Raw genomic sequence first — 11,962 nt, forward strand, 5'->3', positions numbered from 1 at the left:
TGATGGCTAAGCAACAGCAAGTGGTGATCGTCGGTGGCGGAGTCATCGGTTTGTTGACGGCATACAACCTGGCAACCCAGGGGCAGGCGGTAGTGCTGCTGGAGCGCGCGGGTGTGGGGCAGGAGTCGTCGTGGGCGGGTGGCGGTATTGTTTCGCCCCTGTATCCGTGGCGCTACAGCCCGGCGGTTACCGCGCTGGCCCACTGGTCCCAGGATTTTTATCCGCAACTGGCTGAGCGACTGTTTGCCGCCACCGGCGTCGACCCAGAGGTGCATACCACTGGCTTGTACTGGTTGGACCTGGACGACGAAGCCGAGGCACTGGCCTGGGCGGCCCGGGAAGGTCGCCCGTTGAGCAAAGTGGACGTGTCTGCCGCCCACGACGCAGTGCCGGTGCTGGGTGGCGGGTATGCCCGGGCGATCCATATGGCCAACGTGGCCAATGTGCGCAACCCGCGTCTGGTCAAATCGCTCAAGGCCGCGTTGCTGGCACTGCCCGGCGTGACCCTTCATGAGCAGTGCGAAGTCAGCGGCTTTGTCCTGGACGATGGCAATGTAGTGGGGGTGAATACGCTCGATGGCCCGATCCTGGGCGATCAAGTCGTGCTGGCGGCAGGTGCGTGGAGTGGTGAGTTGCTGGGCACGTTGGGCTTGTTGTTGCCGGTAGAGCCGGTCAAGGGGCAGATGATCCTGTACAAGTGCGCTGCGGATTTCCTGTCATGCATGGTATTGGCCAAGGGGCGTTATGCGATCCCGCGACGCGACGGGCATATCCTGATTGGCAGCACCCTCGAGCATGAAGGCTTCGACAAGACCCCCACTGAAACCGCGCTGGAAAGCCTCAAGGCTTCGGCTGTAGAGTTGATTCCCGCTCTGGCGGACGCAGAGGTGGTCGGGCATTGGGCCGGCTTGCGGCCCGGCTCGCCGGAGGGCATTCCCTATATCGGCCAGGTGCCGGGCTTCAAGGGGCTGTGGCTCAATTGCGGGCATTACCGTAATGGCCTGGTGCTGGCGCCGGCGTCCTGCCAGCTGTTTGCCGACTTGTTGCTGGACCGTGCTCCAATCATCGACCCGGCGCCTTACGCGCCCGAAGGTCGCCTCAACGCTGGATAGACTTGGGCCCTTGTTCCAGATGCGCCTGGGTGCAGTACCACTCCTGGCGCAAGCTGAGGGCGCGATCCTGCGGCAGGTGCACCCCGCAATGGGCGCAACGCACCATCAATGCCGCACCGGGTTCGCTGGCGCGTTGCTGTTTAGCCGCAGGGCTTTTGAACTTGCGCCAGAACCACACCGCGGCAGCAATAACGGCAATCCAGAACAGAAGACGAAGCATGATGAGCAGTTTCTCGACGAGGAATGCGCCAGTTTAGCAAGGACGTGGCAGGCGCACAGAGCAATAATGCTCACCCACAAAAAAGGGAGCCTCAAGGGGCTCCCTTTTTACGTGGTCTCGACTGATCAGTCGAACACGCCGAAGGTCATGTAGCTGAACCACGAGCGGTCCTGGTTGTTGCCCAGGGCTTGCGGTTCTTGCTCTTCGATCACGTCGCCGTTCTCATCATGCGGTTTGAGATCGGCCGGGATGGCTTCCTTGGCGTCCTGATACTGCTTGATCACATCCTGGTTGGCGCGGGTTTCGCCCGGCGGCAACGGTGGGCGGGACTCGATCAGGCCAAGGGTGTATTTGCTCAGCCACGAACGGTTGTCCGCTTCGGCAACCTGCGGCACGAACTGGCCGTCTTTCAGGCTTGGGTGATCGGGGTAGTTGAGCTTCAGGGTTTCCAGGCTGGTGCTGGCCAGTTCGTCCAGATGCAGGCGCTGGTAAGCCTCGGTCATCACGGCCAGGCCGTCACCCACCGAAGGGGTTTCCTGGAAGTTCTCGACCACGTAGCGACCACGGTTGGCGGCTGCGACGTAGGCCTGGCGGGTCAGGTAGTAATGGGCCACGTGGATTTCATAGGAGGCCAGCAGGTTGCGCAGGTAGATCATGCGCTGCTTGGCGTCCGGTGCGTAGCGGCTGTTGGGGTAGCGGCTGGTCAGCTGGGCGAACTCGTTGTAGGAGTCGCGGGCAGCGCCCGGGTCACGCTTGGTCATGTCCAGCGGCAGGAAGCGCGCCAGCAGGCCAACATCCTGGTCGAACGAAGTCAGGCCTTTCATATAGTAGGCGTAGTCGACGTTCGGATGCTGCGGGTGCAGGCGGATAAAACGCTCGGCGGCGGACTTGGCGGCTTCCGGCTCGGCGTTCTTGTAGTTGGCGTAGATCAGCTCAAGCTGGGCCTGGTCAGCGTAGCGCCCGAACGGATAGCGCGACTCCAGTGCCTTCAGCTTCGCTGTGGCGCTGGTGTAGCTATTATTGTCCAGGTCTTTCTGAGCCAGTTGGTACAGCTCGACTTCGCTCAGGTTTTCGTCGACGACTTCCTTTGTTGACGAGCAAGCAGCAGTCATGGCGAGGATGGCGATCAGCAGCAGGTGTTTCACTTGCATGGCGGCTTGCGTCCCTATGACGGCCGCTGTCTTGGGCGGGGCCGTCCTGTTATGATGAGCGCCCCGTTGAAAGCCTCGGGGCAAAAGACGCCGTATTTAACCACAAGCGCGCAGCCGAAACCAAAGGCTGTGCCACGCCTAGTCTGAGCATGTCCGATAAAATTGAACTTCGCGCAGAGGTGCCGTCCGAATTGGGCGGCCAACGCCTCGATCAAGTCGCCGCACAATTATTCGCTGAGCACTCGCGCTCGCGCCTTTCCGCCTGGATCAAAGACGGCCGCCTGACTGTGGATGGAGCGGTTATCCGCCCGCGAGACATAGTCCATGGCGGTGCGATTCTTGAGCTGACTGCCGAGCAGGAAGCCCAGGGAGAATGGGTCGCCCAGGACATCGAGCTGGATATCGTCTATGAAGACGACGACATCCTGGTCATCAACAAACCCGCAGGCCTGGTGGTTCACCCGGCGGCCGGGCACGCTGATGGCACCTTGCTCAATGCCCTGTTGCACCACATCCCCGACATTATCAATGTGCCGCGTTGCGGCATCGTGCACCGTCTGGACAAGGACACCACCGGCTTGATGGTCGTGGCCAAGACCATTCAGGCACAAACGCAGTTGGTAACCCAATTGCAGAGCCGCAGCGTCAGCCGGATCTACGAGTGCATCGTGATCGGCGTGGTCGTGGCCGGTGGCAAGATCAACGCCCCGATCGGCCGTCACGGCCAGCAGCGCCAGCGTATGGCGGTGATGGAAGGTGGCAAGCAGGCCGTTAGCCACTATCGGGTACTGGAGCGTTTTCGTTCCCATACCCATGTGCGGGTCAAGCTGGAAACCGGTCGTACTCACCAGATTCGCGTGCACATGGCCCACATCAACTTCCCGTTGGTCGGCGATCCTGCCTACGGTGGTCGCTTCCGCATTCCGCCTGCGGCCAGCCAGACCATGGTTGAATCGCTCAAGACGTTCCCGCGCCAGGCATTGCATGCACGCTTCCTGGAACTGGATCATCCGACGAGCGGTCAGCGCATGAGCTGGGAATCGCCACTGCCGGACGATTTTGTCTGGCTGCTGTCGCTGCTCAAGCAGGATCGCGAGGCGTTTGTCGGATGAGTGAATGGCTGATACCTGACTGGCCCGCGCCGGCTTGGGTTAAAGCTTGCGTCACCACGCGCGCGGGCGGCGTCAGTCAGGCGCCGTTCGACAGCCTCAACCTTGGCGATCATGTCGAGGACAGCCTTGAGGCCGTCCTCGAGAACCGCCGTCGTCTTACCGAAGCCTTTAGTATTCAGCCGGCCTGGCTGCTCCAGGTCCATGGCGTGACGGTGGTCGAAGCCGACCCTGGCCGCACGCCTGAAGCCGATGGCAGTTGGACCAGCACCCCAGGCATCGCCTGCACTGCGATGACCGCTGATTGCCTGCCCGCGCTGTTCTGCAACCGTGCGGGTACCCGCGTCGCGGCGGCCCATGCCGGTTGGCGCGGGCTGGCGGCGGGTGTATTGGAAGCTGCTTTTGAAAGCCTGGACGCAAAGCCTGCCGATGTTTTGGTCTGGCTGGGCCCGGCAATCGGTCCGCAGGCTTTCGAAGTGGGCCCGGAGGTGCGTGAAGCCTTCATGGGGCAACTGCCGGGTACCGTCGACGCCTTTGTGCCGAGCCGCAACCCTGGCAAGTTCATGGCCGACATCTATAAGCTGGGGCGCCTGCGCCTCGCCGCGCGGGGTGTCACGGCTGTCTACGGTGGCGGTTTGTGCACGGTGACCGACCCGCGTTTCTTCTCTTACCGCCGCAGCCCGCGCACCGGTCGGTTTGCCTCCCTTATCTGGCTGGAACGCTAGACTCTCCTGATCCATATCAAGCATCGCCCGCTTGAATCCTCCAGAATCCACCCCATCTATAAGGGTATCTGGCAGGTTTCTTCATTCAGGAATGTTTTATAGCTCCGGCCTGCTCAAAAGGAAGGTGACTAATGCGTATTGATCGTTTAACCAGCAAATTGCAGTTGGCCTTATCGGACTCCCAATCCTTGGCGGTCGGCCTCGACCACCCGGCCATCGAGCCTGCGCACTTGATGCAGGCGCTCCTGGAGCAGCAAGGTGGTTCTATCAAACCTTTGCTGATGCAGGTGGGCTTTGACGTCAACAGCCTGCGCAAGGAGTTGAGCAAAGAGCTCGACCAACTGCCGAAAATCCAGAACCCGACCGGCGACGTGAACATGTCGCAGGACTTGGCGCGCGTGCTTAACCAGGCCGACCGCCTCGCCCAGCAAAAAGGCGACCAGTTCATCTCCAGCGAACTGGTGCTGCTCGCCGCCATGGACGAAAACAGCAAGCTCGGCAAGTTGCTGCTGGGTCAGGGCGTAAGCAAGAAAGCCCTGGAAAATGCCATCAACAACCTGCGTGGCGGCGACGCGGTGAACGACCCCAACCACGAGGAGTCGCGCCAGGCCCTGGACAAATACACCGTCGACCTGACCAAGCGGGCTGAAGAGGGCAAGCTCGACCCGGTGATCGGCCGTGATGATGAAATCCGTCGCACCATCCAGGTCCTGCAACGTCGCACCAAGAACAACCCGGTACTGATCGGTGAGCCTGGCGTGGGTAAAACCGCGATTGCCGAGGGTTTGGCCCAGCGCATCATCAATGGTGAAGTGCCGGACGGTCTCAAAGGCAAGCGCCTGCTGTCCCTGGACATGGGGGCGTTGATTGCCGGCGCCAAGTTCCGTGGCGAGTTCGAAGAACGCCTGAAATCCCTGCTCAATGAACTGTCGAAGCAGGAAGGGCAGATCATTCTGTTTATCGACGAACTGCACACCATGGTCGGCGCCGGTAAAGGCGAGGGCTCCATGGACGCCGGCAACATGCTCAAGCCCGCTCTGGCACGAGGCGAGCTGCATTGCGTCGGTGCGACCACGCTCAACGAGTATCGCCAGTACATTGAAAAAGACGCGGCCCTCGAGCGGCGGTTCCAGAAAGTACTGGTGGAAGAGCCGAGCGAAGAAGACACCATTGCGATCCTGCGTGGCCTGAAAGAACGCTACGAGGTCCACCATAAGGTGGCGATCACCGACGGCGCGATCATCGCGGCGGCCAAATTGAGCCATCGCTACATCACCGACCGTCAATTGCCCGACAAGGCCATCGACTTGATCGACGAAGCGGCCAGCCGTATTCGCATGGAGATCGACTCCAAGCCGGAAGTGCTCGATCGTCTGGATCGGCGCCTGATTCAACTGAAAGTCGAATCCCAGGCGCTGAAAAAGGAAGAGGACGACGCGGCGAAGAAACGCCTGGAAAAACTTCAGGAAGAAATCCTGCGTCTGGAGCGTGAGTATTCGGACCTCGAAGAAATCTGGACCTCGGAAAAAGCCGAAGTGCAGGGCTCTGCTCAGATCCAGCAAAAGATCGAACAGTCGCGCCAGGAGCTGGAAGCCGCACGCCGTAAAGGTGACCTGAACCGCATGGCCGAGTTGCAGTATGGGGTCATCCCGGACCTGGAGCGCAGCCTGCAAATGGTCGACCAGCACGGCAAGGCTGAAAACCAGCTGCTGCGCAGCAAGGTGACCGAGGAAGAAATCGCCGAAGTCGTCTCGAAGTGGACCGGCATTCCGGTGTCGAAAATGCTCGAAGGCGAGCGTGACAAGCTGCTGAAGATGGAGCACCTGTTGCACCAACGTGTGATCGGCCAGGAAGAGGCGGTGGTGGCCGTGTCCAACGCGGTGCGGCGTTCCCGGGCCGGCTTGTCCGATCCTAACCGTCCGAGCGGCTCGTTCATGTTCCTCGGCCCGACCGGCGTGGGTAAGACCGAGTTGTGCAAGGCCCTGGCCGAATTCCTCTTTGATACCGAAGAGGCCATGGTGCGGATCGACATGTCCGAATTCATGGAAAAACACTCGGTGGCGCGTCTCATCGGTGCCCCACCAGGCTACGTGGGCTATGAAGAGGGCGGTTACCTGACCGAGGCCGTGCGGCGCAAACCTTACTCGGTGATCCTGCTGGATGAGGTCGAGAAGGCGCACCCGGATGTGTTCAACATCTTGCTGCAAGTGTTGGAAGATGGCCGGTTGACGGACAGCCACGGGCGTACCGTGGACTTTCGCAACACGGTGATCGTGATGACTTCCAACCTGGGTTCGGCGCAGATCCAGGAGCTGGTAGGGGATCGTGAGGCGCAGCGTGCCGCTGTCATGGATGCGCTCACCAGTCATTTCCGCCCGGAATTTATCAATCGGGTCGACGAAGTGGTGATCTTCGAACCGTTGGCGCGGGATCAGATCGCCGGTATCACCGAGATCCAGCTGGGCCGTCTGCGTGGTCGCCTGGCTGAGCGCGAGCTGTCGCTGGAACTCAGCCGCGAGGCGTTGGACAAGCTGATCGCGGTCGGTTACGACCCTGTGTATGGCGCACGGCCTTTGAAACGTGCGATCCAGCGCTGGATCGAGAACCCGCTGGCGCAGTTGATCCTGTCGGGCAGCTTTATGCCTGGCACCAGCGTCGAGGCGACTGTGGAGAACGACGAAATCGTCTTCCACTAAGTCTGGATTGCACTGCTATAAGAGAAGGCCCTGCATCGCCGGGCCTTTTTTTTCGATAGGGCGTTGAACTGTAAGGCAAAGGCTTGTAAAGTGCGCCCCGCAGCAACGTCAGCCCACGGGTTTCTTCTCCCCAAGAAGAAATCAGAAAGAAGCGCAAATCATTGTCTTAAAAGCAATTTAAAGGGTTGACAGGGGTTTTTAAGATTGTAGAATAGCGCGCCTCAGAGACGCTAACGTAGCGATACGGACAGGGTCGAAGAGGAAGGTTACACAGCAGTAAAATTGAAATATGTAGTTCCGTGATAGCTCAGTCGGTAGAGCAAATGACTGTTAATCATTGGGTCCCAGGTTCGAGTCCTGGTCACGGAGCCAATTTCAAATCGGGGTATAGCGCAGTCCGGTAGCGCGCCTGCTTTGGGAGCAGGATGTCGGGAGTTCGAATCCCCCTACCCCGACCATATTTGGGTCGTTAGCTCAGTTGGTAGAGCAGTTGGCTTTTAACCAATTGGTCGTAGGTTCGAATCCCACACGACCCACCATTTTTGAGACCAGTTAGCGCTGGACTCAAATCTTAGGATCAGAGGTTTGAGCTCTGATCATGGCGGTTTTTACGATTTTGGAAAGTGTTAGCGCACTTTGAAATTGTCGTAGACATGCAGCCGTCTGAGGCGAACAGTAGTTTCGCTTCGTCATGATGTCAATGTGCATCGTTTTTCGTTGCACATTCCGGGGTATAGCGCAGTCCGGTAGCGCGCCTGCTTTGGGAGCAGGATGTCGGGAGTTCGAATCCCCCTACCCCGACCATATTTGAAGAAAAAGGCGCCTTTTTGGCGCCTTTTTTTTGTGTTTTTTTGGGGGGGGCTCGCTTTGTAACCTGTGACCCAAGGCCCAGGCATTCATAAATATTTTTTACGGGCAGCCGAAAGCCTCTGGTAAGCCAGAATTTTTTTTAGGGCGCTGTGATTCTTTCTGGTGCTATGGGGATGCTTGTGGAAATTGAGCTATTCCCATTGATCGATCAGATGAAGCGTGCTTTCTGAATGTTCCCGCGCCGAGTCCTCCAGCCATCAACGTCAACAAGAGACTCTGATCTAAGTGATCTGAGATCTGATCAGTTGCATTATCCGGAATGGATTCCGGACGCAGTTGTGCTGATGCATACTCAAGGGCCTTCTGTAGCGCGCTCGGACCTGTTGATCTGATAGGGCGGCTATCCCTTTCCACCGAATGACTTGATTGTTTCGGTGCTGACAGCTTTTTGGGCTCCAGCTTTTCAATATCGGGTGCAGGTAGCCTTGCCTTTGTGAGTGGCAGCTGCGGCGTACCGCTTGTGTCAACCCGCCTAACGCGACTCAAAGCACCCTGAGCCAGACTTCTCTCATGCAGCACTGCACGCATATGGTCGTAGTCAACTTCGATGTAACTCAGTGTTGTAGCGATATTCGAGTGGTTCAGCAGGCTTTTGGTGAGATGGATATTTCGCTCTGGTTGTTTCATCAGGTCTGTGGCGAGCGTATGTCTAAAGCGATGAGGAGTCATACGTACCCCGACTTTGTCGGTGAGTTTGCGGTACATCGCTTCTACTTGGTCGATGTTCATTTCCTTGCCGTGAAAATGCCGGGAGAACCTGTTGACGTTAAACAACTGGTCATCCGGTGAAAAACCAATCTTTTCTGCCTCTCCAAGAATTCTGCAAAGGTGAGGGGCGAGCCCCTCCATGATGGGTAGGAAAAACTCACGGTGGGTTTTTTCTGTTTCGCCTCGAACCAGGATCATTTGGCTGTCCCAGTCAATATCCTTATAGCGGAGACATAACAAAGCGTTTAAGCGAATACCGGTGTAATAAAACATTTCGAACACCGCGAGCCAGAACCATGCAGGTGTGATTTTGCTTCGCTCTTGAGTACAGCGCTCCTGCCCAACAAGAGATATCAGCCAGTTGCGTCCTCTCTGTATGGAATCTCCATTGATGGTCTTGCTAGCCCTCTTTGGAGGGATAACGCTGGTTTTCCTGAATGGGTTGATGGTGGTGTGAGTGACTAGGCCGTGTTCTATGGCATATCCCCAGACAGTACGTAGATGATTTGAATAAGTGTTCCAGCTACGCTTTGATAAGCCATTTTCAAGAACTTTTTTCCGCCACCCGAGTACCGCACGATGATCGATTTCCTCAATTGGTGACGCTCGGAAATGTTTCAGCAAAGCCTTGGTGGATGCGCGATAGATCTTCGCGCTGGAGGAGCGCAGATCATGAGCAAAAATGTACTCTTCCGTCAGCGTTAAGGGAGTCGTCATTGTAGCGTCACCTTCACTTCTGCCACTTCTGCTTTCAAGGAGAGGCTGATGTTATCGAAGGGAACCTCGGTGAAGATGGTCAATGGATCCAGCAGCAAGTACCCCTTGAGCTGCTTTGATTTTCTCGGTCCGACCACGTCACACGTCCATATATTTAAACTTTTTAATGTTTTTCGATGAAGTTTTTGCTTCTCGAAACTACGCTGAACAAGTTGCCAGGCATTAACGTTCTGCACTTTGGCTTGTTGTTCAATGTGGGGGAACTCAAGGACGTATCGCTTGAATATTCCAGGTGTCACCAACATCGCTGTACCTGCTACGGTATGAACCTGCGCTTTGGCATCGTTGATGATGATTTTTCGGGATGCGATGCCTTTCTTCAGCCATTCGACAAATCCCTGGCCTATTTCCATGTTGCTGCTTGGCATCTGGGCGACTTCTTCGATCGTTTCTTGAGGCGCGCCGACTTGAATGTCTGGCTGGGGGGGCTGGGTATTATCCAGTTGCACGGGCGCGGTTTGTGCCGCTGAGACTTGATTATTGTTGAAGTCTTCTGATGGCTCATTGATATTACCAAGCAGCGCCAGTAGCTCGTCAAATTCTGCGGAATTGTGTGAAGAATTCTTCATGAGTTCGGCTGCTGGAGTCTGCGACGTTGTCCGATCGACCTCCGATTTGGGAAAGTCAGATGTAGCTTTTTTCAAAGCTGCGGAAATTGGATTTGCAACGTTACTCACCGGCGACGCTTCACTCACCGGATCGTTGGATTCCAACTCAACTGTGCCTCCGTAAACTTCGGGTCTATCGTTTGGGTCAGTCCAAATCAACGCCGGTGAAAGTTTGAGTAGGGTGAAGGTGTTTCGCCAGCCGCGGCCGTTGTCGATCGTGACTTTCCAGATCGCCTTGTCCTGAGCGTTGGTCTGGATCACGCCTTGGTCCTGGAGCATGTTGAAGAAGGGAGCATTTGAGCTCGGCACACCCTCAACTCCCTGGGTCAGCAAATAGGCTCGAAGTTGGTCAGCAATCGGTTTGCTCACTAGCCACAAGGCATCCTGTGTCAGCCATCCATCTGACGGGCCATCAGGCTGATTCAGCTTGAACGTGTCACGCACCAGGTGTCGCAATCCGTCGGCCAATTGCCGCTGCAGTGATTGTTTAGGTGCCGTGATTGCGCGAGCTGGGTTTCCGCCAAGCTCTTGAGCGACAGAGGCCTGGTCGGCCTTGATCACGATTTCGCCCAAAATACCGGCGTGCTCATAATGTCCGGCTAAAACGAAAACAAGCTCTGACCAGACCTCTGGGAATTCACTGAGCCAGTCCAAAATATCTGCGGTGAGGATCTGCGCGTAGATCAGTGCTGCAGCGGCACCGTGAAGTTGATAGTTACGTCCCTTCACATAGCGAAAACGATAGGGACGGTTGATCGGGCCATGCCAGGGGTGCCATGTTCTTCCTCCCTCCAGCTCGACATGCACGTCGACGGCAATTTTGCCGAGGTCATGGATCAATGCGCCATAAGCTGCTGCTGCGGTCCATGCCTCAGCTTGGGCCGATTGAGACTCCGGTGGCGCCCCTACAGGTAACAGATAGGTCTGCCGAATTTTTAACGCGTAGGCGACGATTTCAAGCCCGTGATCCAGCATGCCTCCAGGGTGTGCGTGGTGGTGGTTTTGCGATGCAGGGAGCTGCTGGACCAACTCAGCGTAGCGCTCGAGTGGACGCTTATAGAGTTCCGCAAACTGTGTGCGGGATAACGAGGCCCGCTGCCAGATGTTCTCCAGTAGTTTCTGGCGGCGCGGCGATGCCAACAGGGATTGGCTAGAGGCTGGCTGCATGAAACCGTTAGGAGAGGGGCCTTGGGCGGGTAGCGCTTTTCTGCGACGGAAAATAGAGAACATCACCTGCTCCATAAATGATCTATGGGGCGGGCTTTTCGCCTATCCGAGGTGCAGCGAACAAGGTAAAAGTAACATTAGTGGTCGCACGTATTTCTTTGGCTACTTGCCACCTTTTGCCCTTGCGGTGATGAATGTTCTCCAGGAGTGACGTATTCGTGCCGTGCAGCCTTTTGCTTCTTCCCGCTACCGGCGGCCCTTTCGGGTAGGGCTTTTACCCTTGTGAACCATTCCATTCGCTCTTACAGACCCCTTTACCTTTTGGGCCATTTTTGCTCTGAAGTTGGGTATGTGACAGGAGCCGCCTGTGTAGTTATGTGTCAGATGGCTTGCAGCAGCGATAAATCAAGACTATAAATAGTATCAAAGCGCCTCTAGTGATGAGGCAGTCTAGGATGAGCATCATGACTACACACACCACTCCGGGAGTTGCAAGCCGCTTGGGCTATGGCTTGGGTGTGATCGTGCGCGCCGCTTGGTTCAGTCAGAAACCCACAATGCGTTGGATTAAGCGTCTGGCTCTGATTTCAATTGCGGTTTATTCCTCGGTCTGGTTGGCTCATGCGTTCATGGCTGTCCTGACTGTTGGTCTTATCTTGCTGGCCTTGGTTGTAGGAGACTTTTCCCGGCTACGTGGCCTTGGCAATTCTGAAGATCGAGATGCGCCGTACGGGCGAAACGTATTTGGTCAACCATTAGATCCATGGGGTAATGTTGAGGGTGAAATTTCTGATGAAGATAATTTTTCCCATTAATTCA

At 56.7% G+C, this 11,962-nt stretch carries 9 protein-coding genes and 4 tRNA genes; 9 read left to right on the forward strand and 4 right to left on the reverse strand.

Going from position 1 to position 11,962, the window contains the following annotated elements; translation table 11 throughout:
- Positions 1 to 2: 2 nt before the first annotated feature.
- The gene (gene thiO, locus PSH66_RS04035) at positions 3 to 1,112 is read left to right on the forward strand and encodes a glycine oxidase ThiO (RefSeq protein ID WP_042944151.1); all 1,110 of its coding nucleotides are present in this window, start codon (positions 3 to 5) and stop codon (positions 1,110 to 1,112) included.
- Here the strand turns inward: thiO and PSH66_RS04040 are convergent.
- Both PSH66_RS04040 and PSH66_RS04045 read right to left on the reverse strand, forming a co-directional pair.
- Positions 1,099 to 1,332 (reverse strand): PP0621 family protein, encoded by a 234-nt coding sequence (locus PSH66_RS04040; RefSeq protein WP_003171665.1) that lies wholly within the window; start codon positions 1,330 to 1,332, stop codon positions 1,099 to 1,101. The two genes, thiO and PSH66_RS04040, sit on opposite strands and share 14 nt — an antisense overlap.
- Before the next feature lie 125 nt (positions 1,333 to 1,457).
- Complete coding sequence (locus PSH66_RS04045; RefSeq protein ID WP_003171666.1) at positions 1,458 to 2,483, reverse strand: outer membrane protein assembly factor BamD; 1,026 nt, start codon at positions 2,481 to 2,483, stop codon at positions 1,458 to 1,460.
- A gap of 149 nt (positions 2,484 to 2,632) precedes the next feature.
- On the opposite strand from PSH66_RS04045, the gene rluD reads away from it, so the two are divergent.
- The 7 genes from rluD to PSH66_RS04080 all read left to right on the forward strand — a co-directional run bounded on the left by rluD (position 2,633) and on the right by PSH66_RS04080 (position 7,817).
- A complete protein-coding gene (gene rluD, locus PSH66_RS04050; protein ID WP_003171668.1) occupies positions 2,633 to 3,595 on the forward strand; it encodes a 23S rRNA pseudouridine(1911/1915/1917) synthase RluD in 963 nt (320 codons plus the stop codon).
- Complete coding sequence (gene pgeF, locus PSH66_RS04055) at positions 3,592 to 4,317, forward strand: peptidoglycan editing factor PgeF (protein WP_305428406.1); 726 nt, start codon at positions 3,592 to 3,594, stop codon at positions 4,315 to 4,317. The genes rluD and pgeF overlap by 4 nt, the downstream gene beginning before the upstream one ends.
- Positions 4,318 to 4,448: 131 nt before the next feature.
- Positions 4,449 to 7,013: an ATP-dependent chaperone ClpB gene (gene clpB, locus PSH66_RS04060; protein ID WP_305428407.1), complete on the forward strand. Its 2,565-nt coding sequence runs from the start codon at positions 4,449 to 4,451 to the stop codon at positions 7,011 to 7,013.
- A 296-nt stretch (positions 7,014 to 7,309) separates the two neighbouring features.
- Positions 7,310 to 7,385, forward strand: a tRNA-Asn gene (locus PSH66_RS04065).
- A 9-nt stretch (positions 7,386 to 7,394) separates the two neighbouring features.
- Positions 7,395 to 7,471, forward strand: a tRNA-Pro gene (locus PSH66_RS04070).
- Between the two features lie 5 nt (positions 7,472 to 7,476).
- Positions 7,477 to 7,552, forward strand: a tRNA-Lys gene (locus PSH66_RS04075).
- A gap of 188 nt (positions 7,553 to 7,740) precedes the next feature.
- Positions 7,741 to 7,817 (forward strand) — tRNA-Pro (locus PSH66_RS04080).
- A gap of 171 nt (positions 7,818 to 7,988) precedes the next feature.
- Here PSH66_RS04080 and xerC read toward each other — a convergent pair.
- Both xerC and mobH read right to left on the reverse strand, forming a co-directional pair.
- Positions 7,989 to 9,308, reverse strand: coding sequence for a tyrosine recombinase XerC (gene xerC / locus PSH66_RS04085; protein WP_305428408.1), 1,320 nt, complete (start codon positions 9,306 to 9,308; stop codon positions 7,989 to 7,991).
- Entirely contained in the window at positions 9,305 to 11,206 is a 1,902-nt protein-coding gene (gene mobH / locus PSH66_RS04090; RefSeq protein ID WP_305428409.1) for a MobH family relaxase, read from the reverse strand. The genes xerC and mobH overlap by 4 nt, the downstream gene beginning before the upstream one ends.
- 401 nt (positions 11,207 to 11,607) lie before the next feature.
- Here mobH and PSH66_RS04095 point away from each other — a divergent pair, with 401 nt between their 5' ends.
- Complete coding sequence (locus tag PSH66_RS04095) at positions 11,608 to 11,958, forward strand: hypothetical protein (RefSeq protein ID WP_305428410.1); 351 nt, start codon at positions 11,608 to 11,610, stop codon at positions 11,956 to 11,958.
- The last annotated feature ends 4 nt before the right edge of the window (positions 11,959 to 11,962 follow it).

This window comes from Pseudomonas sp. FP597 (assembly GCF_030687435.1).
GTDB classification, from domain to species: domain Bacteria; phylum Pseudomonadota; class Gammaproteobacteria; order Pseudomonadales; family Pseudomonadaceae; genus Aquipseudomonas; species Aquipseudomonas lactucae.

What these genes read in the sequence shown, in the direction of transcription:
- xerC (WP_305428408.1), bottom strand. Translation starts at nt 9,308, where the DNA reads ATGACGACTCCCTTAACGCTGACGGAAGAGTACATTTTTGCTCATGAT.
- mobH (WP_305428409.1), bottom strand. Translation starts at nt 11,206, where the DNA reads ATGTTCTCTATTTTCCGTCGCAGAAAAGCGCTACCCGCCCAAGGCCCC.
- pgeF (WP_305428406.1), top strand. Translation starts at nt 3,592, where the DNA reads ATGAGTGAATGGCTGATACCTGACTGGCCCGCGCCGGCTTGGGTTAAA.
- PSH66_RS04040 (WP_003171665.1), bottom strand. Translation starts at nt 1,332, where the DNA reads ATGCTTCGTCTTCTGTTCTGGATTGCCGTTATTGCTGCCGCGGTGTGG.
- clpB (WP_305428407.1), top strand. Translation starts at nt 4,449, where the DNA reads ATGCGTATTGATCGTTTAACCAGCAAATTGCAGTTGGCCTTATCGGAC.
- rluD (WP_003171668.1), top strand. Translation starts at nt 2,633, where the DNA reads ATGTCCGATAAAATTGAACTTCGCGCAGAGGTGCCGTCCGAATTGGGC.
- PSH66_RS04045 (WP_003171666.1), bottom strand. Translation starts at nt 2,483, where the DNA reads ATGCAAGTGAAACACCTGCTGCTGATCGCCATCCTCGCCATGACTGCT.
- thiO (WP_042944151.1), top strand. Translation starts at nt 3, where the DNA reads ATGGCTAAGCAACAGCAAGTGGTGATCGTCGGTGGCGGAGTCATCGGT.
- PSH66_RS04095 (WP_305428410.1), top strand. Translation starts at nt 11,608, where the DNA reads ATGACTACACACACCACTCCGGGAGTTGCAAGCCGCTTGGGCTATGGC.